At 57.7% G+C, this 23,983-nt stretch carries 20 protein-coding genes; 9 read left to right on the plus strand and 11 right to left on the minus strand.

Annotated elements, in window-relative coordinates; all coding sequences use genetic code 11:
- Nucleotides 1-2 precede the first annotated feature (2 nt).
- Genes AB1E34_RS02220 through AB1E34_RS02235 form a run of 4 tightly spaced genes read right to left on the minus strand, consistent with a single transcriptional unit; the run spans nucleotide 3 to nucleotide 5,063 of the window.
- A complete protein-coding gene (locus tag AB1E34_RS02220; RefSeq protein ID WP_372570701.1) occupies nucleotides 3-1,802 on the minus strand; it encodes a metallophosphoesterase family protein in 1,800 nt (599 codons plus the stop codon).
- A gap of 1 nt (nucleotide 1,803) precedes the next feature.
- Complete coding sequence (locus tag AB1E34_RS02225) at nucleotides 1,804-3,312, minus strand: tripartite tricarboxylate transporter permease (RefSeq protein ID WP_372570702.1); 1,509 nt, start codon at nucleotides 3,310-3,312, stop codon at nucleotides 1,804-1,806.
- A 12-nt stretch (nucleotides 3,313-3,324) separates the two neighbouring features.
- The gene (locus tag AB1E34_RS02230) at nucleotides 3,325-3,834 is read right to left on the minus strand and encodes a tripartite tricarboxylate transporter TctB family protein (protein WP_372570703.1); all 510 of its coding nucleotides are present in this window, start codon (nucleotides 3,832-3,834) and stop codon (nucleotides 3,325-3,327) included.
- Nucleotides 3,831-5,063 (minus strand): ROK family transcriptional regulator, encoded by a 1,233-nt coding sequence (locus AB1E34_RS02235; protein ID WP_372570704.1) that lies wholly within the window; start codon nucleotides 5,061-5,063, stop codon nucleotides 3,831-3,833. Before AB1E34_RS02235 ends, AB1E34_RS02230 begins: the two co-directional genes overlap by 4 nt.
- Before the next feature lie 97 nt (nucleotides 5,064-5,160).
- On the opposite strand from AB1E34_RS02235, the gene AB1E34_RS02240 reads away from it, so the two are divergent.
- From AB1E34_RS02240 to AB1E34_RS02255, 4 genes are all read left to right on the plus strand, one after another.
- Nucleotides 5,161-6,144 (plus strand): Bug family tripartite tricarboxylate transporter substrate binding protein, encoded by a 984-nt coding sequence (locus AB1E34_RS02240; protein ID WP_372570705.1) that lies wholly within the window; start codon nucleotides 5,161-5,163, stop codon nucleotides 6,142-6,144.
- Nucleotides 6,145-6,234: 90 nt separating this feature from the next.
- Nucleotides 6,235-7,770 carry a choline-sulfatase gene (gene betC / locus AB1E34_RS02245; protein WP_372570706.1) on the plus strand — a complete coding sequence of 512 codons (1,536 nt, stop codon included), beginning with the start codon at nucleotides 6,235-6,237 and terminating at the stop codon, nucleotides 7,768-7,770.
- A gap of 2 nt (nucleotides 7,771-7,772) precedes the next feature.
- Entirely contained in the window at nucleotides 7,773-9,389 is a 1,617-nt protein-coding gene (locus tag AB1E34_RS02250; protein ID WP_372570707.1) for a GMC family oxidoreductase, read from the plus strand.
- A gap of 205 nt (nucleotides 9,390-9,594) precedes the next feature.
- Complete coding sequence (locus tag AB1E34_RS02255) at nucleotides 9,595-10,401, plus strand: mechanosensitive ion channel family protein (RefSeq protein ID WP_372570708.1); 807 nt, start codon at nucleotides 9,595-9,597, stop codon at nucleotides 10,399-10,401.
- Between the two features lie 72 nt (nucleotides 10,402-10,473).
- On the opposite strand, the gene ald is transcribed toward AB1E34_RS02255, so the two are convergent.
- Nucleotides 10,474-11,592, minus strand: a complete 1,119-nt coding sequence (gene ald, locus AB1E34_RS02260) for an alanine dehydrogenase (protein WP_372570709.1) — start codon at nucleotides 11,590-11,592, stop codon at nucleotides 10,474-10,476.
- Nucleotides 11,593-11,730: 138 nt separating this feature from the next.
- Here ald and AB1E34_RS02265 point away from each other — a divergent pair, with 138 nt between their 5' ends.
- A complete protein-coding gene (locus AB1E34_RS02265) occupies nucleotides 11,731-12,189 on the plus strand; it encodes an Lrp/AsnC family transcriptional regulator (protein WP_372570710.1) in 459 nt (152 codons plus the stop codon).
- A 323-nt stretch (nucleotides 12,190-12,512) separates the two neighbouring features.
- Here the strand turns inward: AB1E34_RS02265 and AB1E34_RS02270 are convergent, their stop codons facing one another.
- Both AB1E34_RS02270 and AB1E34_RS02275 read right to left on the minus strand, forming a co-directional pair.
- On the minus strand, nucleotides 12,513-12,683 hold the full coding sequence (locus AB1E34_RS02270) for a hypothetical protein (RefSeq protein WP_372570711.1): 171 nt from the start codon (nucleotides 12,681-12,683) through the stop codon (nucleotides 12,513-12,515).
- A 306-nt stretch (nucleotides 12,684-12,989) separates the two neighbouring features.
- Nucleotides 12,990-13,772 (minus strand): helix-turn-helix domain-containing protein, encoded by a 783-nt coding sequence (locus AB1E34_RS02275; RefSeq protein ID WP_372570712.1) that lies wholly within the window; start codon nucleotides 13,770-13,772, stop codon nucleotides 12,990-12,992.
- A 143-nt stretch (nucleotides 13,773-13,915) separates the two neighbouring features.
- Here AB1E34_RS02275 and AB1E34_RS02280 point away from each other — a divergent pair, with 143 nt between their 5' ends.
- Nucleotides 13,916-15,112 (plus strand): MFS transporter, encoded by a 1,197-nt coding sequence (locus AB1E34_RS02280; RefSeq protein WP_372570713.1) that lies wholly within the window; start codon nucleotides 13,916-13,918, stop codon nucleotides 15,110-15,112.
- Between the two features lie 202 nt (nucleotides 15,113-15,314).
- The gene (locus tag AB1E34_RS02285) at nucleotides 15,315-15,731 is read left to right on the plus strand and encodes a VOC family protein (RefSeq protein ID WP_372570714.1); all 417 of its coding nucleotides are present in this window, start codon (nucleotides 15,315-15,317) and stop codon (nucleotides 15,729-15,731) included.
- Between the two features lie 74 nt (nucleotides 15,732-15,805).
- On the opposite strand, the gene AB1E34_RS02290 is transcribed toward AB1E34_RS02285, so the two are convergent.
- The gene (locus AB1E34_RS02290) at nucleotides 15,806-16,711 is read right to left on the minus strand and encodes an AraC family transcriptional regulator (RefSeq protein WP_372570715.1); all 906 of its coding nucleotides are present in this window, start codon (nucleotides 16,709-16,711) and stop codon (nucleotides 15,806-15,808) included.
- A gap of 170 nt (nucleotides 16,712-16,881) precedes the next feature.
- Between AB1E34_RS02290 and AB1E34_RS02295 the strand changes: the two genes are divergently transcribed.
- A complete protein-coding gene (locus AB1E34_RS02295) occupies nucleotides 16,882-17,916 on the plus strand; it encodes an aldo/keto reductase (protein WP_372570716.1) in 1,035 nt (344 codons plus the stop codon).
- A 199-nt stretch (nucleotides 17,917-18,115) separates the two neighbouring features.
- Here the strand turns inward: AB1E34_RS02295 and AB1E34_RS02300 are convergent, their stop codons facing one another.
- The 3 genes from AB1E34_RS02300 to AB1E34_RS02310 form a co-directional block, all read right to left on the minus strand.
- On the minus strand, nucleotides 18,116-20,041 hold the full coding sequence (locus AB1E34_RS02300) for a multiheme c-type cytochrome (RefSeq protein ID WP_372570717.1): 1,926 nt from the start codon (nucleotides 20,039-20,041) through the stop codon (nucleotides 18,116-18,118).
- A gap of 38 nt (nucleotides 20,042-20,079) precedes the next feature.
- Nucleotides 20,080-21,054: an HAD family hydrolase gene (locus AB1E34_RS02305; RefSeq protein ID WP_372570718.1), complete on the minus strand. Its 975-nt coding sequence runs from the start codon at nucleotides 21,052-21,054 to the stop codon at nucleotides 20,080-20,082.
- A gap of 75 nt (nucleotides 21,055-21,129) precedes the next feature.
- Nucleotides 21,130-22,662 (minus strand): arylsulfatase, encoded by a 1,533-nt coding sequence (locus AB1E34_RS02310; protein WP_372570719.1) that lies wholly within the window; start codon nucleotides 22,660-22,662, stop codon nucleotides 21,130-21,132.
- A gap of 318 nt (nucleotides 22,663-22,980) precedes the next feature.
- Between AB1E34_RS02310 and AB1E34_RS02315 the strand changes: the two genes are divergently transcribed.
- Nucleotides 22,981-23,964, plus strand: coding sequence for an AAA family ATPase (locus tag AB1E34_RS02315; RefSeq protein ID WP_372570720.1), 984 nt, complete (start codon nucleotides 22,981-22,983; stop codon nucleotides 23,962-23,964).
- The last annotated feature ends 19 nt before the right edge of the window (nucleotides 23,965-23,983 follow it).

A 23,983-nucleotide genomic window follows, 5' to 3' on the forward strand; every position in this document is an offset into this window, starting at 1 on the left:
TGCTATTCAAGCAGAAGCTTGGCCAACTCGGCATGTTGCCGTTTGACGACATCAAGCAAAGGCGTTGGATTACAACAACGGTCTATCATTCCAACTCGCACAAAGTAACCTCGATCAACCGAGATCAGCGTATCGCATACCAGACGGGTCTGCTTTAGCTTTGCGGCATGGGTCATACCCTCGGACAAGCGTTTGACCGTGCTGTCCAGATCATCCACTTTTAGCGCAGGGTTGTCCCCACCCATCCGCATATGAACAGACGCGTTTAAACCGGCCTGCGACGCCGCTGCGTCAATTGCATGTAACGTGTCCGCCACCGGATCGGTCCGACCCAGCCGGAAAACTGCCCCGGCAAAGCCCATCCCGGCTAACGTAACAAGCTGCTCCGCGTTTTCGGCAGAAAACCCGTGGTTGATGACGTGGAAATAGGTGCCTTTCCCTTTGACGTCATCTTTCGTCCGCATCCGCGACAGCAGCAGCGGCAACCCGGTTTTCGAATGCGCCTGCTGAAGGCGCGGTGCGAGCGCTTCAAGATCGGGCCAGTCAATCGTGACCTCCCAATCCAACAGCACTTTGGCCTGCCCAGCGATCAGCGCCAGTAAATTGTCATCGGGTACGCCATATGAAAACAGCGTGATTTCGAACCCCAGATGGGCAAGGCTTGCCAGGCGAAGCCTTCGAACCGGGTCAAGCAGATCATGCAGCGGTATGCGCACGTGCCGGACCCCCATTTCCTGCAGGGCCAGCAGGGGATAGTCGTTACGAACCGGCTTGCGGTCGAATTCGTCCAGACCGCCAGAGGGTGGCACTTCGGTGACTTCCGCCCAGTTCTGACGAAGGTCAAACCCCAGAACGGGATGTGAGGGCTCACGCGGATCCGGCGCGATAATGGCAGGAGAAGCCGGTTTCCTTGTGTCTTCTGCGGTGATTTCAGCCCCGTTTGTTCGCACCATGCGCACCACATGCCCGTTCTCGTAAACGGTCACCAAAAAGTAGCCCAGCTTGGCGCGGTCATCGCGCCCGAACTCGCTGTCTTCGGGCGGCGTGGCGCGCAGCATCTCGCTGTAATCCTGCCGCACGAAACTGGTGGCAGGTGCGAGGTAATAGTCGGTCACTCCAAACCGATCGTACCAAAAGTTATGAGCGTGACCTGCGAACACTGCCTCGACACTGTGGGCCTTGATCAGATCCAGAAGCCAGCCCCGCCCGGGTTGATTGGTGTTGTCGTAATGGTCGCGCTCGGTCGGTTCCATCAGGTACAAGGGATGGTGCAGGACAAGCATTTTGCGCTGAGCCTGAGAACCGGCCAGTTCCGCCTCAAGCCAATTGCGCTGTTCCATCTCACTGCTGAGGCCAGAATTGATGAGCTGCGCGTTGATCAGGAGAAACCGAATACCCCAACTGTCGAATGACTGGAACTGAGGTCCAAACTGCTGCTCCCAAGCTGCAATCGTTGCGTCTGTTGTCGGGCTGGCTGGCCCGCCCTTTATCGGCGTGTCGCCGATATCGTGATTTCCGGGAATCTCGTAAAGGGGAACAGTCAGCTCTGACGCGATGGTGCGATACTCCCGGGCGGCCTGAACATAGGCGGCCCGGGTCTCGGGTACAGGGTGCAGCAGATCCCCGGCATGGATGACAAACTTGGCCGGTTGCTGGTTCAACTCTCTTACGACGTGGCGGAATCGCCAGTTGGCCCTTTGATTGACAGGGAAAGGCGAATTGCAGCTGTCATCGGTCGGGTTCACATGTGTGTCAGAGATCAGAGCGAAGCAACCAAGCTTCGCTCCGAGGTGTTTGCCCATATCACCCTCCTGTCGTCAGGGTGGACGCCTTACCTGTTCGCGATGCCTCGATCCGGCTGCGCACCAGTACGAAGATCGACAGGGCGGTCAGTATCCAGAAGGCGATACAGATCAGATTGCGCACGAATATCGAAAGGCTTCCGTCGCTCAGCAACAGCGATTGCCGGAAGTTGTCTTCAAGCAAGGGCCCCAGCACAAAGGCGATAAGGAACGGCGCGACAGGAATGTCGAGACGCAACATCAGATATCCAACAAGTCCCATGCACAGCATGACCAGAATGTCGAAGATGTTGTTGTTCACCGCATAAGCGCCATAGACACAGAGTACAAACACGATGGGATACAGGATGCGGTTCGGGATCAGGGCAACCTTGCTGAATCCCCGGATCGCGATTTTACCGATGATCAGAAGGTAGAACGAGCTGAGCAGGATACCCATGAACAGGGCGTAAACCATCGGCAGGTTGTCTTCGAACAGGATCGGACCGGGACGCAATCCGTGGATCATGAACGCGCCCAGGATCACGGCGGTGATCACGTCACCCGGCACGCCCAGCGCCAGCAGAGGGATCATGGTCGCCCCTGCTACACCGTTGTTTCCGGCCTCAGCGGCAGCGACGCCTTCAAGCTCACCCTTGCCGAAGTTTTCCTTGTTTTTCGAGTTCCGGCGCGCCTCGGAATAGCTCAGGAACGCAGCCGGAGCGCCGCCGATCCCCGGGATTGCGCCCAGTATGACGCCAATGAAGCTGCCGCGGACGACCGATTTCAGCGTTTTGCGGAATTCGGCCAGTGTCGCCCCGCCGCCCAGTTGCGAGCGTTGCGCCCCACCGATACGCGGGCCCCGGGTTGATCTGTCGATAATTTCCGGCAACGCAAACAGACCGATCAGCACCGGGATAAAGTTCAGGCCCGACATCAATTCGAAATTGCCGAAGATGAACCGGTCGGTGCCATACACCAGATCCAGACCCACGGTCGCCAGCATCAGCCCAAGACAAGCGGAAAGTATACCTTTGGTCAGGCTAGGTCCTGCCACACCTGCGATGATGGTCAGCGAGAAGACAATCAGCGTGAAAAACTCTGGCGGCCCAAATCGCAGGGCGAAAGTGGCGAGAACTCCCGCAAACAAGATCAGCGAAATGTTCGAGATCAGGTCAGCCACACAGGAAGAATAGAGCGCAATATCCAGCGCCTTGCGCGCCTGACCCTTCTGGGCCATCGGATAGCCGTCAAGCACCGTACAGGATGCCGCAGGCGTGCCGGGGGTCTTGATGAGGATTGCCGTCAACGACCCGCCATACAACCCTCCTTTGTAAACCCCCAACAACAGCAGGATGCCGGTCACTGGTGGCATCGAGAAGGTGAATGGGAGAACCAGAGCGACCCCCATCGGCGTGGTCATTCCTGGGATTGCGCCGATTATGGTACCGATCAGAACGCCTATTCCGATAACAAGAAAGTTCTCAACGCTGAGGAAGAGGTCCAGGGCATAGGAAATATTCTCAATCATTGTGCATCCTCCTCACAGCAGCGTTTCAAAGATGCCAAGAGGCATTGGAATGCCGGCGACATGCAAAAAGAACAGATACAGCCCGATCGGGATCAGGATGCTCAGCGGAATGATGTACTTCCATTTCCGCTCGCCGAAATAGAGCATCATGGCTGGCATCAGCACGATTGACCCGGCAACGATCCCAACCGTTGTCAGGGCGAAATAGAACAGAAACAACGCGAAGATCAGGATCACGATCCGTAAGGTGGCCGGAAGGGTTGCCAGCTTGTATTCGGCATCTTCGGACGCGTCTTCATCACCCTCGGGCACCTTGAGCGTGAATGTTTCAAGCAACAGAAAGCATGAAGAAATAACGACACCCCAAGCAATGGTGTAGGGCCAGAAATCCGGCGACAACGCAGAGATCTGCACTGAGCCCGGAACAATCACACCTGACGGGATAAGGGAGAAGATGGCAGCCAATCCCAACACTATGAACAGGATGGCCGTGATTAAGTCCTTGGTCTTTTTGTTGGTCATGTTCCTCCCTTCGCCAGCAACTGGCTCAGATTTATGTCCTTGAAGATCAGGTTTTCTCGGATGGACAGCCACCTTGCGGCGCCGATATGGGTCATTTCGGTCGCCTGCACCTCAATGTCCCCAAGCCGCTTTGGCGTTTGAAATGCGATCTGCGATTTCAACGCACCGACAAAGGCTGGTGATTCAGACAGAGGACCCGCCAAGATGACGAGATCGGGCTTCAGCACCGTGAAAAGCAAGGCAAAGGTTCGGGCCATCCCCGCACCAAGCCGCTCAAGCGCCTTCACAATCGTCGCGTCGCCGGCGTTGGCCTTGCCGACCAGATCGACCATGGCACGACCCCATTCCGCATCGGTGGTCAGCGACCCAGTTTTTTCCCCGATTATCTCCCGGACAAAAGCCCGGCCGCTTTGCGCGTCTTCGAGTGTGGGGAAGTGCTCAACAGGTCCGGTTGCGTCAGATGACGATGTGTAAGGCGCGTCGCTCAGCACACTGCTGGTGGTCAGCTGTCCCTCAGCGGCGCTGCCACCCAGTGTCATTGCAAAGCCGGTCACCAGACTGCAATGCAGCGTCACCACGTTTTCATAGTCACGGGCGATACCGAAGGTCGTTTCCGCAAGGTTGATGGCAGAGGAAGGCGTCTCAAGCGTTATGGGCCCATTGAGTGCTGCCCTGAAAATCGCGCCAACGTCGATCTCTTCGTTCCACCCCAGGAGCGGGGCGGAAATCAGTCGTTTTGACGCTTTATCGATATGTCCCGCAATCGCGATGCCGGTGCCAAAGAACCGGTCGGTATCCTCGACATGTTCATCCACCAGCTCGGCCGACTTCCGCGCGCAGAGTTCGAGAAAGGATGCACCGTCATCCATTGGCAGGCCGGTACCTTCCCAGGATGCGACTTTGTTGTTTTCCAGATCAGCAAGCGTCACCGACTGGCGGAACGCGTTAATGCCAATCCCGATAATGTAACCTCCTTGCCCTTGCGGCGACAGCTGAACAAACCGCCGACCGCGGCGGCCATCGGGATCGGACAGCTCTTTTTCCACAATCAGATCTGCATCAAGCAGGTCACGCGTAATGCGCGAGATCGTCGCCGCATTGAGGCCAATATTGGCGGCAATCGCCGTGCGGGAAATCGATCGATTCCGAACAATTTCCCCCAACACCAGACGTCTGTTGGCCCTGCCAGTCTCACTGTGGGTCCTTGCAGACATTGATTTTCCTCGCATTTCCCACTCCCTAATCTGAAGTTACATTTTTTATTTACTTTCTGCAAGCAAATATATATCTTCGATGACAATCAAGCGAACCAAGGGAGGATACACTATGAGTTTTCTAAAGAGAATCGGCGCCACGGTGAGCCTGGCCACCCTGGCCTCGATCGGCGGCGTGGCCATGGCTGCGGACTATCCCAGCAAGCCCGTAACACTGGTGGTGCCATATGGTCCGGGCGGCGCAGCTGATCTCGCTGCCCGCACGCTGAGCACAGAAGCCCCTGAATATCTGGGCGAAAATATTCTGGTTGTGAACAAGACCGGGGCGGGCGGCGTCGTTGGCTCGACCCAGGTCGCAAAATCGCGCAATGATGGACACACCCTGCTGATGGCACGCGTGGGATCGCAGGCGACTGTTCCCGCGATCAACCGCACCATTCCTTACAAGTGGGACGATTTCACCTTTCTGGGCCTGATCGAGAAAAACCCGTTTGTTCTAGGTGTCAGCGCAGATTCACCCTACCAGAACTTTGATGAGTTGAAGGAGGCCATCACGAACGGAGAACGGCTGTCCTATGCCTCGGCCGGTGTTGGGACATTGCTGCACATGGCGATGTTGATCATGCTGGATGACATCGGGGTCGATTCCGAAGCGCTGATCCATGTTCCTTTCAAAGGCGGCGGCAAGGCCACGGCTGCGGTTGTTGGCGGCCATGCGGACCTGATTTTCCACAACTTGTCGGGCTTGTCCGGTGCGATCGAAAGCGGTCAGATTCGCCCCCTTCTGACCACTACGCCCGAACGCTTTGCAACCATTCCGGACACGCCAACCGCGCAGGAAATGGGCCACCCGAATCTGGAAAACGTGATCGGCTGGACCGGTGTCTGGGGTCCCAAGGACCTGCCCGAAGATGTCGTTGCCAAATGGGTTGAGGTTCTGGGTGCCATCGCAGCAGACGAAAGCTGGCTTGAAGCCACCCAAAAGCTGGGCTCTGTTCCTGCGGTCCTGTCCCCGGACGACACCAAGGCGTTTGTCGAAGGGCAGGTCAACACCTTCAGCACCGTTGCTGAAAAGCTGAATATGGTGATCGAATAAGTCCCGACACCTTTCTGGCCGGGCGGCTCATGTCTTTGTATCCAAAGCCGCCCGGCCACTTTCAATCAACACAAAATCATAGGTTGCCGAATGCCCCGTCCCAACATTTTGCTCATTCAAGCCGATCAACTGGCTGCAAATGCTCTAGCGTCATACGGGAACAGAACTGTCAAAGCGCCGAATATGGACCGCCTTGCGCAAAACGGCGTGGTGTTTGAGAACTGCTATTGCAACCTGCCCATGTGCGGTCCGTCCCGCGCGTCGATGCACGCGGGCAAACTGCCCTTCTCGATCGAAATGTACGACAATGCCAGCGAGTTTCACGCCGACATCCCCACCTTCGCCCACTACCTGCGCAGCATGGACTACCGGGTTGAGATGTCTGGCAAGATGCACTTTGTCGGCCCCGATCAGCTGCACGGATATGACAAGCGCCATACAACCGAGATTTATCCGGCGAACTTTGCCTGGACCGTGGATTGGTCCAAAGGGCGGGAATACAAACCCACCAACCTGACCATGGCGCCGATCCTGGAAAGCGGCCCGGCCATCCGCACCATGCAAATGGATTATGATGACGAGGTCGAATACCACGGCATTCAGGCGCTGTATGATCTGGCCCGCAAGGGCGATGACCGCCCTTTCATGCTGACGGTCTCCTTCACCTCACCGCATTCGCCCTTTGTGATCGGTCAGGAATATTGGGATATCTACGACCATGATGAGATCGAATACCCTGCCGTCGATCCGTTGGATCTGGACGAGATGGACCATCTCAGCCGCAATCTGCATTATTGCCAGTCCCGCCACGAATTTACCGTCACCCCCGAAGACCGCCGAAAAGCACGCCACGGGTATTATGGCATGATCTCGTATATCGACGAGAAAGTCGGGCATCTTGTCGATGTTCTGGAAAGAACCGGTCAGATCGACAATACCATCGTCATCCTTACCGCCGACCACGGCGAGATGATGGGCGAGCGTGGCATGTGGTTCAAACAACACTTCTTCGAATGGGCCGCCAGCGTGCCCTTCATCGTTTACGCGCCGGAACGCTATGCGCCGGCGCGGGTGAAAGAAAACGTTTCACTTGTCGATCTCCTCCCAACGCTTGTGGATCTGGCAGCTGGCGGTTCGTTCGAAGACTATGCCGCGCCCATTGACGGGCAATCGCTGGTTCCCGCCCTCAGCGGGGATACAACCGGCCTGTCGGATGTGGTGATTTCCGAATTTGCCGCCGACGGCTCTACAGGTCCCAGCCGAATGGTCAAGAAAGGTCCGTGGAAGCTGATGTGGCTCGAAGGGGTCGATACGCTGCTGTACAACATCGACAAGGATCCCAACGAGGTGAACAACCGCGCCGCCGATCCCGACTGCGCGGATATCCGGGACGAGTTGGAGGCCATTCTGTTCGACGGCTGGGACCCGGACGATCTGCGCAATGCGATCCGGGCCAGCCAGGTCCGTCGCCTGGCTATCCACAAGGTGACGGGCGGCGATCCGACCTATGTCTATACCGTCCGCCATGATGATGGGGACCGGTACATCCGAAACGCTGGTGCCGCAGATACGAAAGCACGCGCGCGCCTGCCCTATGTGGCTCCTGCGAAACCCGATCTGGTATAGAAATGTCCTACGATTACATAATCATAGGCGCAGGCTCAGCTGGCTGCGTCATCGCCAACCGATTGTCCGCAGACCCCAATATCCGGGTGCTGCTGCTTGAAGCCGGAGGCAAGGACACAAACCCTTGGATTCACATTCCGGTTGGCTATTTCAAGACATTGCACAACCCGAACACCGACTGGTGCTACAAAACCGAGCCCGATCCGGGTCTCAACGGGCGCGCGCTGGACTGGCCGCGCGGCAAGACGCTTGGCGGATCTTCCTCGATCAATGGTCTGCTCTATGTCCGAGGTCAGAAAGAGGATTATGATCGCTGGGCTCAGTTGGGCAACACAGGCTGGTCCTGGGACGATGTCCTGCCATTGTTCAAACGTTCAGAAAACCATGAAGACGGCGATCCCGAACTTCATGGTAAGGACGGGGAACTGGCGGTCTCGCTGATCCGCGCGAAATCCAAAATATCCGAGGCCTTCATAGGCGCGGCCGTGGAAATGGGCGTGCCTCGGACCGACGACTATAATGGCCCTGATCAGGAAGGCGCCGGTTACTTTCACCAAACCGCGCGCAAGGGGTTTCGGTGTTCATCGGCCAAGGCCTTCCTGACCCCGATCAAGAAAACCCGTCAGAACCTTGACGTCGTCACTCACGCCCATACAACCGGCCTTGTTTTTGCCCCAGACGCGCCGAAACAGGTGACGGGCGTTTCCTATTCCCGCGAGGGGTCATCCAATCGCGCCATGCTGAAACCGGGTGGTGAAGTGATCCTGTCCGCCGGAGCCATCGGTTCACCGCAATTGCTGGAAGTGTCCGGCATCGGCAACCCCCAGGTGCTCAGTGCAGCGGGCATCGAGGCCCGCCATGCGTTGCCCGGAGTCGGTGAACACCTGCAGGATCATTTGCAGATCCGCCTTGTTTATGAAGTCAACGTTCCGACACTGAATGATGCGATCAACAACGTCCTCCATCGCGCGGCCATTGGCATCGAATACGGTTTGCGCCGCACCGGGCCGATGAGCCTTGGCGCCAGCCAGGTGGCGATCTTTGCCAAGTCGATGCAGGGGCTTGAGACCCCCGATATCCAGTTCCATTTCCAACCCCTTTCCGCCGACAAGCCGGGCATCGAGATGCACCCTTTCTCGGGCTTCACCTCTTCCGTTTGCCAGCTGCGACCAGAAAGCCGGGGTCACATCCACGTCACCTCGCCCGATGCGCAGGTCTATCCCAAGATCGTTCCAAACTACCTGTCGACCACCGGTGATCAGCTATGCGCGATCCGCGCGGTGAAATTCGCCCGCGCCATGACCAAAACCAATGCGCTGGCTCCCTACATCGTGCGCGAACATGTACCCTCGGGCAAGGTCGAGACGGATGAAGACCATCTCGAAGCCGCACGTGATATGGCGCAGACAATCTATCATCCAACCTCGACCTGCAAAATGGGCACTGATGATCGTGCCGTAGTCGATCCGCGACTGCGTGTGCACGGCATCCGTGGTCTACGCGTTGCCGACGCCTCGGTCATGCCTGACATTGTCAGTGGCAACACCAACGCGCCGACGATCATGATCGGGGAAAAATGCTGCGACATGGTCCTAGAAGATCGCAGAAAACCTTCATAAGACAAACTCATACCCACCCGTCCAGAAGCAATAGCCATGAAGATGGCAAACGGATTCGGGTAGGCCCCACGGAAACCCGATGCCGCCCGATTTAGGGGGAATGGGCGGGCAATCGTTACCTAGACCCGTTCGTGTTTTTGCCTGATGATCGGCTTCGACCTCGCTCCCGAAGCGCGGGAATCACGGGATAATATTGGAGTTGCACGTGGAAGAACTGCTCACTCAGACGGAATTTGTCTGGCCGTTGATACTCAACGCGACCAAGGCACTTGCTGTCCTCATCGTCGGCTGGATCGTCGCTGGCGCCATTGGCGGCATGGTGCGCCGCAAGGTGAATTCGACGCCTCATATTGACCCAACGCTGGGAAATTTCTTTGCCAGCATGGTGAAATGGGCGATCCTGGCGATGGTCATCGTGGCCGTGCTTGGTATCTTCGGGATCCAGGCCACCAGTATCGTTGCGGTTCTTGGTGCCGCCTCGCTGGCTATCGGCCTCGCTCTGCAGGGCACGCTGAGTGATCTCGCAGCAGGCGTGATGATCGTGATTTTCCGGCCCTACAAGCTGGGTCAATATGTCGATATCGGCGGCACCGCAGGTACGGTGAAAGAAGTCAATCTGTTCACCACCGAGTTGGTAACGCCCGATAATGTGCAGATCATCGTGCCCAACGGGCAAGCCTGGGGGTCGATCATCGTCAACTATTCGGCCCATGACACGCGTCGGGTCGATCTGGTCTTTGGCATCGATTATGGCGACAATGCCGATGCGGCGATGAAGATCATTCTGGACACCGCGCAGGCAGATGGCCGGGTTCTGTCCGATCCCGAACCCTGGGTGCGGGTTACCAATCTGGGCGACAGCTCTGTCGATCTGACGGCGCGGCTCTGGTGCAACGCCGCCGATTACTGGGATCTGAAATTCATGCTGACCCAGAAGGTGAAAGAGGCGTTTGATGCGCAGGGCATCTCGATCCCCTATCCCCATGCGGTTGAGATTCAGAAAGCCGGATAAGCGAAACTCACGACCCACCACTCACTTGGGAAAACGCTGCGCGCTGCGCGGCGTTTTCTTGTTTTCAAGGTGTCAGGATTTCACCGCGACCGTGGGCGATACCACGTTAATCCCCAGCGCCCTGCCGACCGCATAATAGGTCAGCTGCCCGGCATGTACATTCAGCCCGTTCAGCAGATGCGGGTCATCCAGACAGGCCTGTTTCCAGCCCTTGTCCGCCAGCGCCAACATGAACGGCATGGTGGCGTTGCCCAGAGCGATGGTCGAAGTCCGCGCCACTGCGCCGGGCATATTGGCGACGCAATAATGCATGATCCCGTCCACGTCATAGATCGGATCGGCATGGGTTGTGGCGCGCGAGGTCTCGAAACAGCCGCCCTGGTCAATGGCCACATCCACGATGGCTGCGCCGGGCTTCATCTCGGAGAGCTGCGCCTTCGAGATCAGCTTGGGCGCTGCCGCACCGGGGATCAGAACCGCGCCGATCACCATATCCGCCTGCCGCACCAGCTCGATGGTCGATCCGGCGGTGGAGTACTGGTTCTTGAAGGTCCGCCCAAAAACGTCGTCGAGATATTTCAGCCGGTTCAGAGAGCGATCCAGCACAGTCACATCTGCGCCCATCCCCGCCGCCACGCGGGCCGCGTGGGTGCCCACAACGCCACCACCGATCACCACCACCCGCGCCGGGCCAACACCGGGCACGCCGCCCATCAGCACGCCGCGCCCGCCATTGGCCTTTTGCAGCGTCCAGGCCCCCATCTGCGGCGCCAGCCGCCCGGCCACCTCGGACATGGGCGCCAACAAGGGCAGGCCGCCCGAATTGTCTGTCACGGTCTCATAAGCAATGGCGGTGCAGCCCGAGGCCAGAAGATCATGGGTCTGATCGGGATCGGGTGCCAGATGCAGATAGGTGAACAGAAGTTGGCCCTCGCGCAGCATCTTGCGCTCGACCGCCTGCGGCTCCTTGACCTTCACGATCATGTCGGCGGTGGCAAAGACTTCCTCTGCCGTATCCACGATCACCGCGCCTGCGGCGACATAATCGGCATCCTCGAACCCTGCACCGGCCCCGGCCATGGTCTCGATGATCACCTCGTGGCCATGTTGCACGGCCTCATAGGCGGCGTTCGGGGTCATGCCGACGCGAAATTCCTGCGGCTTGATCTCTTTCGGGCACCCGATTTTCATTGTCTCTCTCCCAATTCTCAAACTGCCTAAAATATGTGCAATTTGACAAAGGATTTCTGTGAAACCTTCCTCGCAAATTGGCTTGTGATGTGTGTATTCTTCGAACAAATCCAAAAATCATGCAAAAGGCTTGCGCCATTGACACTGGACACAACAGATCGACGGATTCTCACTGAGTTGCAGAAGAAAGGGCGTATGTCCAATGCGGACCTGTCCGACCGGGTGAATCTCTCACCCTCGGCCTGTCACCGGCGCGTGCAGCGGTTGGAAGCTGAGGGCTATATTCGCAACTATGTTGCGCTGCTGGATGCGCGCAAGCTGGGCGTGCCAACAACCGTGTTTGTCGAGATCACGCTGCAAGGGCAAGCCGATGAGGTTCTGGACGCGTTCGAGAAGGGCGTGTCGCGGATACCGGACGTGCTGGAATGCCACCTGATGGCAGGTACGGCGGATTACATCCTCAAGGTCGTTGCCGAAAACACCGAAGATTTCGCGCGTATCCACCGTCAGTATCTGGCGCGGCTGCCGGGGGTGGCGCAGATGCAATCCTCGTTTGCTCTGCGCACCGTGTTCAAGACCACCGCGCTTCCGGTCTGAACACATGGTGCCTGCACGATTGGCTACATCGGGAAAGGTCGATCGTGAAAAGCAGGGGTTCGGAGAGCAATCTTTCAATCACCCAGAACCGAGAACGCCCGAAAAACGAATGAGCGGGAAAAACCATAACTGATGAAGAAGAAGTTCGTGCAGCTTCTCAGTCGTTTTATGGGGCGTTAAACAGCGTACTTTACAAAAACGCCGAACCAATGCGCGACGTCTGGCTTCACAGCCCAGAGGTCACGGCGATGAGGCCCAACGGCGGCAGGGAGGTTGGCTGAGAACAGCTATGGGATGCCTGGAAACATGTGGCGGAGGTATTTTCAGGCGGTCATGTCGAGTTGATCGAGCAATACATCGTGACCGTCGGCGATCTCGCTTACGAGATTGGTCTGGAACTTGGTGAGTTTTCGCCAGGCGGGGAAGACGTCGAGGTCGCGCACCAGGCAACAAACATCTACCGCCGGACAGACGAAGGTTGAAAGATCGTTCACCACCACACCGACAAATCAGATGGTGCGCTCGCAGCCTTTCACCGTCTTGAGGGCAGCGATTGAGATGTTGCGCGCCGTGTAGTGAGAAATTGATAGCATCTCTGCTCACAATTAGCCGTTAGCGCAAAACTGCGCATTTGTCCGCACGATATCGGTTCGGGAAGCTGAGATATGTCCATTTGCAGGGAATAGCGGCTGTTCAGGCTGCCACGCCAGCATCTAAACACAGCGGTGAGCAACAGGTGTCGTTCGCGAGCATGTTGGGCTTAGTGAAAGATGTGTGCAAATCCGGCGCGCAACCGCTGTCTACCGGGAGGCCAACCTGATCGCAGACCACGGTGGATCGACCAACCGGTTCCCCAGAAATTCGCTGGGGCTGACACCGAGGGTTTGCCGGAACATATAGCTGAACGCACTTGAAGACTCGTATCCCATGTCGAGCGCAACCGATGTCACGCTCTGACCGGATGCGAGGAGCGAGACGGCGTGCAAGATCCGCGCGTGCCGTAACCACCTGGAAGGCGGCATGCCTGTATCAGCAACGAACAGGCGCTCAATCGTTTTTCGGCTGGCAGGCACATCTGACAGCCAAGCCCCCACCGAGCGCACACTGCCGGGATCATCCAGCGCGGCTTGAGCGACCCCGCGAATGCGAGCATCTTTCGGCAGGACCAGAGACAGTGGCACATCTTGCGCCGAGAGTAGTTCATATCGAAGCAAGTTGTGCAGCGCTTCGTTATGCTTTGCACCGCGCGCAAGTGTGCCCTCTGGCATCGCAGCGATGAACAATGCTCCAAGGAGCGGCGTCATCGCGACGACCCGGACGTCACCGCCAAGCCGATCCGCCTCGTCGCGATTTACGTCCACGTAGAGCATGACATTGTTGGACCCGTAGCGCATCCAATGCTCGGTATCCGGGGGAATCCAGATCGCCATTGCCGGACTGAGAAGCAGGACGCGGTCGGGGGTTCCGACATACATCGAGCCAGACGCTGCTGAGATGAGCTGGCCAAAATCGTGGGCGTGCCAGTCGTAGCTTTCTCCGGGCTCCGGCTTGATCGTCTCCCCGAAGTATCGAGGGCGATCCACGTTGCCTGGTCGTGTGTCTTGCAATGACGAATCCTCGATGATTGCTTCCTATATCTCGACAGACAGACATATCATCGTCGAGTAGATTTCACCAATCAATCGGACAACGGGTCCGGCTTCCTGCATCGGACGGCACAACCAATATGAAAAATCGTGCTTTCATGACCTGGTTCGCCTCGGGCCATTTAGCGAATGACTGGCCGATCGCCGCCCTGTGGCTGATCGTGCCTGCGGCCGGCCTTGCCATGAACCTGTCGCCTGCGGAAGTTGGCTTGCTCTTCACGCTGGCCAGCGGCGGAGCTGCGCTGGCCTATGTTCCGGCGGGGCTCCTTGCGGATCATGTGTCGAACCGGGGCCGCCTGCTGGTAGGAACGTTCTTCTGGGTTGCTCTCGGCTACGCGCTTGCGGCGCTGGCCCCGGGGCTTTGGAGCCTCGCAATTCTGCTGACGATTGCCGGAATGGGAAACGCTGCCTGGCATCCGATTGCGACGGGTGTCTTAACCCGTGACAACAAAAACAGGCGAGCGCGGGCCTTGGGGATACATGCGATAGCCGGCTCGTTCGCTGAAGTTTTGGCTCCATTGTCGGTTGGATTGCTTCTATCGTTCCTTGACTGGCGCAGCGTGCTGGCCATTTCGGTTCTTCCTTCGGTCTTGATGGGAGTGTGTTTCCTGTGGGTTGCCCGGTTTGTCCCTGTTGCCGAAAACAAGCCGGTAGATCGGCAAGAAATCCGGGAGTTGATGGGCGCATGGCGCGGCTGCAGGGGATTGCGGATCGCCGGAATGATTTCGCTCTACAATATGTCTCTGATCGCATTGCTCAGCATGATCCCGCTATATCTGGCGGCGGTTCACGACCTCGCCCCTGCCACCATCGGGACCATTTTTGCAACCCTACTCATCACAGGCACGCTTGCTCAGCCATGGGTTGGATGGATATCCGACACGTTCGGTCGCAGGCCGGTTCTTGCAATCGGAAGTGGGCTTGCCGGGTTAGCAATCGCAACGCTGATGTTAGAGCCGCCATTCTGGTTCATGATTGCCATGATGGCGCTTGGGGTCGCGGCGCTGGATGCTATCCGCTCGGCGATGCTTGCAACTGCCGTCGATCATACGGATCGCAGCGAAAGCACCACGTTGGGCCTCGCTTTCGCCCTTCTAGATGGTGTCGGCGCGTTTGGAGCGGTTCTGGCCGGGATGGTGGCAGGTATCTCGTGGAGCATCATGTTCGGCTTGGCTGCTGCACTTGCTTGTGGAGCATTAGTGCTAAGTGTTGGAGCCATCTGCAGATCGCCGGAAGGCGGTGACGCGTCCACTGCCGCACGGCTCACATCGCGGTAAAGCCTTGTCGCCAGAGAAAAGAACTGAAGAACTGTGTGTCTTGTAACTCCGCAACCGGACACAGGGCATGACGATAGACGAAGCGAAGGCTGAACATATGAGACGTTTCTAGCTGCGCTAGGCGGGCTACAGTGAACCTATGCCCAAAAAATTGATCGGTCTCGCTTTGAAGCAAACAACATTCAGGAAAGGACCCCATAAGATGATTGCCTACATCACAGTTGGCGTAGACGATATCAATCTCGCGGAACGCTTTTACTCCGCCTTCCTACCGGCGCTTGGCTACAGGTTGGAAGTAATTCATGGCGACTTGAGCTACGCGCTGCCTGAAAAACCAGGTCACGCGCCGAGTCTGCCGGAGTTCTATGTCAAACGCCCCTTTGATGGACGTCCGGCCTCGGCCGGGAACGGGACGATGGTTGCATTCCAAGCGCGCAGTCAACAGCAGGTTCGCGATCTTCACGCCGCCGCGCTTGCGGCAGGCGGTTCAGATGAGGGCCAACCGGGGTTTCGTGACTTATATGGACCGTATTTCTTCGTGGCCTACCTTCGCGACCCTCAAGGTAACAAGATCGCCCTGTACTTCAGCAACCGGAACGAACCCGGGCGGGACGTCTAGTTTGCGGCAGCTCACAGTAAAAAGTGCTATGCAACACTCCATCCAGGCATGACCCTCTATGCACTCAAGAATATCTAGCCGTGGCTTTCTGCCGTAACTGCACTGCGTAGCTTAACCCCGTCGCGACCCGGCGGAGCGCCAAACATTCGGCGGTATTCGCGGCTGAATTGCGACGGGCTTTCATAGCCAATCGCGAAACCGACCTGGGCCACATCGACCCCTTCCGACAAGAGCATCCGCCGGGCTTCCTGAAGGCGCAGGCTTTTCTGGAATTGAACCGGCGTCATCGCCGTTGCGGCCTTGAATTGCCGGTGAAACGTTGCCGGGCTCATCCCTGCGAGCGTTGCCAAACGGGGCACGCTCAGCGCTTCGGCGAAGTTTTCTCGCACCCAGGCAATCGATTTGCCAATGCGCGCAACGCGGCTGTCGGCCAAGCCGACCTGGCACAGCATGCCAGCTTGCGGACCATTCAGAAGCTGCCATATGATTTCGCGCTGTATCATCGGTGCGAGAACGGGGATGTCACGGGGATGCTTTGCCAATCCCAACAGCCGTTCAAGCGGATCAACCAGGTCACTGGACAGAGGATGCACAGCGAGCGCCTCAGGTGTGATTTCAGCGTCCATTCCCGTGGTTGGATGATCAAGCAGCAACTCGGCCACGACCACTGGATCGATATTGACGATCAAGGCGGCGTAGGGATGTGCTTTTGAGGCGGTGATGATTTCTGCACGTACCGGCACATCCAATGAGGCAATCAGGCATTTTCCTGCATCGTAGCGATAGGTTCTATGTCCGACCCGGCTGACCTTGGCCCCTTGTAGGACAACGCAGAGCGAGGGTTGATAAACCCCGTGCAAAGGGCCCGTTGGTTCCTCGGATACGGCAAGGAAAACACCGGGCAGAGGGGTCTCGCGCCCATGGGCGTGCCAGATATCCAAGGCGCGTTCCGTCAAGGTTGCAAGATGCGAGCCAGTCATTCCGTCACTCTACCGTTTCACCGATGGGTGACCAGATCAACATCGGAGGTTTGAGAGGATCGTGCAAGGTTTCGCGAGGATCGGCGTGGCATGAACTGGCTGTGAGGCCGCATATCGTTAGCGAGCCCGGGCCGCATCGGCCTGGGCACTTTCAACGAAGGAAAGATATCATGCGTTACAATCGCCTCGGTCACAGTGGTCTCTTTGTCTCGGAACTTTGCCTCGGCACCATGACGTTCGGCGGATCGGACGATATGTGGGGCCAGATCGGTAAGCTCCAGCAGGACGAAGCGGACGGCCTGCTGGAAACGGCCTTGGATGCGGGCATCAATTTCATCGACACCGCCAACATCTACGCGACGGGCAAAAGCGAAGAGATCCTCGGTCAATCTCTCAAGAATGTCGGGGTTGCGCGTGAAGACGTGGTCATCGCCACCAAGGTGCATGGCCCCATGGGAGAAGGCCCAAATGCGCGCGGCTCGTCGCGCGGACACATTCTGGATCAAGCAAAGGCGAGCCTGAAGCGGTTGCAGCTCGATCACATCGACCTGTATCAGATTCACGGTTTTGACCGAGCGACGCCAATTTTCGAGACGTTTGAGGCACTGGATATGCTGGTTCGGCAAGGCCATGTCCGCTATCTCGGCCTCTCGAATTGGGCGGCGTGGCAGATCGTCAAGGCAGTTGGGATTGCCGAGGCGAGGCATCTTGCGCCGATTACGTCGTTGCAAGCCTATTACAGCGTAGCGGGTCGTGACCTGGAGCGTGAATTGGCACCAATGCTGCAAGCCGAGCAGATCGGCCTGATGGTCTGGAGCCCGCTGGCAGGCGGTTTTCTCTCCGGCAAATTTGATCGCGAAGGAAAGACCGCGGAAGGCCGCCGGGTGAATTTCGACTTCCCGCCAATCGACAAGGATCGGGCCTATGACGCGATCGACGTGATGCGGACCATCGCGACAGACAAGGGGTGCACGATACCGCAAGTCGCCTTGGCCTGGTTGCTGCACCAAAAGGTGGTCACCAGCGTCATACTGGGAGCAAAGCGCCCGGAGCAGCTTGCCGACAACATTGGTGCCGTCGAGGTCACCCTATCATCAGAAGACCTGGCTGCACTCGATGCGGTGACGCAACTGCCAGCAGAGTATCCAGGCTGGATGATTGAACGACAAGGCGAATACCGGGCCCATATGGCGCAGTCAAAGTGAAACCTGCTGCGGGCTGCTTTGGCGGCCCGCACAAATCTGCCGCTTCTCTGCTCCAGGTTCCTATTGACCTGCCGTTACTCCAAGTCGGCAAATCGGATTGCTTGCAGATCCGCAATGGCATAGCGAGGCCAGAGGGGGCGCCCCTGCCTTTAAAGCCGGTATCGCTGCGAAAGATCTTTCTGCAACAGCACAGCGGCCGTCATTGCAAATCCGATGCAAGCGCCGAAAGCGAAGGGTCATCAGGGTTAGCCGAAAGCGCCCGGTCCAGCACCAGCCTTGCGGCATTCGACCCTCCTGTTGCGGCAGCCAAGCGGACCTGCATTACCCAGGCGTCCATACGTTGCGGGTCGAGAAGCGTCACTTCTTCAAAAGCCTTTTGTGCGGCAGGTAGGTTGCGCATCGTGAGTGCCATCCCCCCAAGAACGAGGTGGGTTTCGGGGAAGTCTGCGCGGTTGATCAACGAGGTTCTCCATTCGGACAGAGCCTGTTGCAAGCTCTCCTGTCCGTCACGGGGCATCTGCGTGCCCCTTGCTGACAGCATTGCCCGTGCCGCGGCAATCCTGACAACCCGGAACGGGTCCTCCACCAAAGGCAATATCTCGGCAATCTCAGTCGGGTCTGCATCGCTTAGCAACCCAACAGCGCTGGCACGCACCATCGGATCGGGATCATCCAACAGCCCAACCGCCAAATCCCTCACCTGTGGCGTCGCATTCTGTTGTAACAACCACAACGCCGTTGCGCGTATGATGGCGGGCCGGGCAGCATCGCGTGCCAACTGAGCAAGGTCATTGCCAGCTGCGACCGGATCGGTGCGTGCCGCTGCAAATATTTGCCCGAAATGTGCACCTCGATTGACGCTTTGCGGATACCAAGCCTCTAAGGTCCGTGCGGCCCATTCGGCGGTTCGATCCGAATGGCAATCGGTACAGGTATCCGGGGCGTCTGTTTCCTCCGTAAGATCGGGCCTTGGAATGCGAAAACCGTGGTCCCGGCGACCGTCAATGCCCATGTAAATCTGTTCTGGCATATGGCAGCTTTTGCAGGCGGCACCCTCTGACTCCATGGGATGAAAATGATGGGAGGGATCGTCATAGAGGGCTTCCGTCAAGCCAGGAAACTCTTTTCGCCCCGCTGGCGAATGACACTGGGTACACACACCGTTGCCATCCGCGATGAGCGTTGCGGAATGCGCTTCGTGGCAATTGGTGCAACTGACCCCGCTGGCATACATCTTGGATTGCAGGAACGAGCCATAGACATAAACTTCGTCCAATATCTGACCGTCCGCATGGTACAGACCGGGCCGCAGCAGGGCGAGGTTGTAGTTGTCGTGATACGGCGTTCCCGGCAGCGGGTTGCCATCACCAAACGCCTCTCGGCGGGAATGACAGGTTGCGCATTGCTGGACCGTCGCCTCAGCCCCCGCATTGAAATCCATGGTCAGTCCGATGGCGCTCAGCAGCCCTCCATCATTGGCAATCTCACGCCCGGCGGCCCAGTCCAGATGGGCCGAGCCCGGACCATGGCAGGCTTCGCAGCCGACACCAATTTCCGCATGGGTCGAGGCGTAGGTACGGGTATTCGGATCATAGTTCTTTTCGAACCCGGTGGCATGGCATTCCGCGCATCGGGCGTTCCAGTTTTTGTAAGGGCCGGTCCAATGTAACCCGTCATCCGGGGGTAAATCTTGATCTGGGTAGAGGTGATACCAGCGTTCCTTTTCCGCGTCCCAGACCACGTCAAAGCTTTGCAGCCGACCCGGTTCGGTTTCGAACAGGTATTGCTGAAGCGGGGCAATGCCCACGACGGAATGCACCGGGTATTCGGTTGTAACCCCGTCCTTTTCGGTAACCGTTGCTCGGTACTGATCCCCATCGGCGCCGAACTGGACACTCATGCCATCATGGCTAAAGGATGTGTCGTCGAAGTCGGCAATCACCGTGCCAGGTGACGGCGCGGTCCAGGCCAGCGCGTGATGCGAGCCGCTCCATGCGGAGGCGGCCTCGACATGGCACTCAGCGCATTCCGATGAGCCGACATAGGCAGGCTCTTGCGCGGAGGATACAGTCGGGGACCCCAGACAGGACACGCAGGCGACGAGGGCCCATCTGATCAGCGGCACTGATGATCGAGCGGCTATCTTGATGTCCTTCCCCGGTGCTATTGCGCGCCAGTGTAGATGCGCGACCAATCCTTGGCCATATCGACAATGAGCCAGCCCAAAGCCGGGCCGTTCGCCAGCCCATCGCATAGTCGACCGATATGGCTGTCACAGGCATAGGCCACTTCGCGTTCGCCATCCGTATGATGCACAATCAGACCAAGCCGGGGTCCGTCGCCCGCCGTGGTCCATTCGACCATCGCGTAATCGCCGTCCGAGTTTCCACCAGCAATGATCGGTCGCTTGCCGATGATCCGGTCGATATTGATCGGCTTACCCTCCTTATCGTCGACAAAGCCGATTGCGGGTTGCTTCACGATGGTTGGAACGCCGTCGATCACCTCATAGGAAGTTTCGGTATAGGTGCCGATGACCTGTTCGGCCGGGATGCCATAGGCGGCCTCGGCAAAGACGCGCATGAAATGGATGCCGCCGCCGGACACGATATAGGTCTTGAATCCTTCGTCGCGCAAATACCGTAGCAATTCCACCATCGGCTGATAGGTCATCTGGTCATAACGCAGCCCGGTGACCGGGTGGTTGGCCGTGGCAACCCAATCGGCAACGCTGTCCTGAAAGTCGTCGACGCTCAGGCCACTATGAGTTGCGCCCAGAACCTCGATCACCGCCTCTTTGCCACCTTCCGCAAGAGCCGAATAATCGCCCTCTGCCGCAGCCTTGAGAACATCAGAGGTAATCAGGTCTGGATCGTCCTGTGCCATCTTCTGAAACGCGTCGACCGCGTAGATCAGCTGGAAATACACCGGCTGTTCGCCCCAGAGCGTTCCGTCATTGTCAAAAACGGCGATGCGGCCGGAGGGCGTGACATAATCATCGGATGCGGTATCCGTAACGTTTTCGACGAACGAGATGATCCGCGCCTTGCTGTCGGTGTCATTCCAGGATGGCAAAGGGTCTGCAAGCGCCACAGACGCGTTGAGCAAAAACGAAAGGATCACAAAATGGCGGAACATAACAAGGCACCTTCCCGGTCTGAAAGGAGAAGGGCCGCCATCATGCAGCGGCCCAGTTTGGTTCAATAATGAGTGTCAGTCGCCCACGGGCGCGATCATCTTTTCCATCACCTGTTCCAGATTGAAGCTGGCGGCCTTCTGGCGCGGCGGGAATTCCTGGAACGTCGCCAGGAAATTGCCCACATATTGCTGCGCCGGCACCAGGAAATAGGCCCGATTCAGCAACCAGTCATAGTAGGTGTTCGAGGTCCGGTAGGCGCGCTCATAGGGATCACGGCGCAAGTTGATGATCAATGGGATGCGCAGCTCGGTCCATGGTTCCATCCAGGCGCGCAGGGTGCCCCATGCCTTCTGCTCAAGGAAAATCAGCTTCCAGTCGTCGTAGCGCAGCGCCGTCAGGTCGCCATCATCCGAGAAATAGAAAATCTCCTTGCGCGGGCCTTCTTCCACTTCGCCCTTGAAATAGGGCAGGAAATTATAGCCATCCAGATGCACCTTGTATTCACGCCCGATGGCCTGAACCCCGCCCTGAATCAACTCTTCCTTGATGTTGTCACGGCCCGCAGCGGCCAGATAGGTCGGTAGCCAGTCCATATGGTGCATGATCTCGTTCGAGACCGATCCAGGCTCGATCAGGCCGGGCCAGCGCACCATCGAGGGCACCCGCCAGCCACCTTCCCAGTTGGTGTTCTTTTCACCCCAAAATGGCGTCATCGCGGCATCCGGCCAGGTGTTCATATGCGGGCCATTGTCGGTCGAATAATGCACGATTGTGTTGTCGGCGATGTCCAACTCGTCCAGCAGATCCAGCAATTGTCCGACATGCATGTCATGTTCCAGCATCCCGTCCGTGTATTCGTCGTTGCCCGGGTTGCGCCGATCATCGGCCACATGGGTGCGGAAGTGCATCCGCGTGCCGTTCCACCAAACATAGAAGGGCTGCCCCTGCTCGTGCGAGCGCTTGATGAAGTCGATGGCGGCGGCGACGGTTTCGTCATCCACCGTTTCCATGCGCTTCTTGGTCAGCGGGCCGGTATCCTCGATCGAGCCATCGGCCTTGGACTTGATCACCCCACGCGGGCCATAGGCCTCGCGGAAGGTGCGGCCATCGGCCAGAACCTGATTGCCGGGATAGTCTTCGTTCTCGGGCTCTTCCTCGGCGTTCAGATGGTAGAGATTGCCGAAAAACTCATCGAAACCATGGTTGGACGGCAGGTGCTCATCCTTATCGCCCAGATGGTTCTTGCCGAATTGTCCAGTGACATAGCCTTCGGCCTTGAGCAGCCCTGCGATCGTCGGGTCTTCCTCTTGCATCCCGAGATCGGCGCCCGGCAGGCCCACCTTGGACAGCCCGGTGCGGAACACCGACTGCCCCATGATGTATGAGGACCGTCCGGCAGTACAGGATTGCTCGCCATAGTAGTCGGTAAAGATCATGCCATCATTGGCTATTCGGTCGATATTGGGCGTGTGATACCCCATCAGACCCATCGTATAGGCCGAGATGTTGGACTGACCGACATCGTCACCCCAAATAACAAGAATATTGGGTTTTTGCTCTTGCGCGGTGGCGGGCACGGCCAGAAAAACCGCGCAGGTCAACGTCATTAATGGACGCATAAAGCGCCGAGGTTCAAAGGCAGCAAACATGTTTTCTAACCCTGTTCGAGAATTCGGTAACGAGCTTAGCTTACACGGAAATTTGAGTGTGTGTGTTAAAAATTGATTTGTGGGGGTGTCCTAATTAGTCTGGACCTCAAGCGGAGTGTGACTCCGTTCGCGATATGGATGCGTTTGAAAGCTGATTGAATTCAATATTGTAACCACAGGAACATGTTCTGCTCTTTCTCGCAAGGATTGAGTAGCGATGCTAGCCCGCTCGCTTGAGGCGTAAAAACAGATTTTGGGCAATGACGGAGTATCTCCATGTCCGCACATGAACAGATCCTCGATCTCAAAGCCCGGATGGGTCAGTCCATCATCGGTCAGACCGAGGTGGTCGAACGCTTGCTGATCGGCTTGCTGGCCAACGGCAACCTACTGATCGAAGGGCTGCCGGGGCTGGCCAAGACACGCGCCGTCAAGGCGATGGCCAAAAATCTGGACGCGCAGTTCAGCCGCATCCAGTTCACGCCTGATCTGCTGCCTTCGGATGTCACCGGAACAGAGGTCTACGTTCAGGGCGGCGGCACGTCCGAGTTCCGGTTTGAGCCGGGGCCGATCTTTGCCAATATCGTGCTGGCAGATGAGATCAACCGCGCGCCGGCCAAAGTGCAGGCCGCACTGCTTGAGGCGATGGAGGAACGCCAGGTCACGGTGTCGGGCACGACGCATAAGATGGAACCCCTGTTCATCGTCATGGCCACGCAGAACCCTATCGAACAGGAAGGCACCTATCCACTGCCAGAGGCACAGATGGACCGGTTCCTGATGCATGTGAATATCCTCTACCCCCCGGTTGAGGACGAGGTCGAGGTCATCCGCCTGGTCCGGGGCGAAGAACAGTCGGCCAGTCAGCCAACAAAATCCAACACGGCCAAGCCCTCCCCCATTCTGCAACAGGCCGTCTTTGATGCGCGTGCGGAAATCTCGGGCATTCACGTTGCGGAGGCGATGGAGCGTTACTTTGCCGATCTGGTCTACGCCACGCGGACCCCCGAAGCCCTGAGCGAGGAGTTGGCCAACTGGATCGAGGTCGGTGCCAGCCCGCGCGCCTCAATCGCTCTGGACAAATGCAGCCGCGCGCATGCCTGGCTGGCCAGGCGCGACTATGTCGATCCGCTCGACGTCCGGGCCATTGCCCATGACGTTTTCCGCCATCGCATCACATTGAGCTACGAGGCGCAGGGCGCTGGCCTGTCGCAGGATGATGTGACCGACGAGATCATCAAACTGGTTGCCCTGCCATGACGGCAGGCCTTTGGCCGAG

The organism is Ruegeria jejuensis, assembly GCF_041537905.1.
Classification (GTDB): Bacteria; Pseudomonadota; Alphaproteobacteria; order Rhodobacterales; family Rhodobacteraceae; genus Ruegeria_C.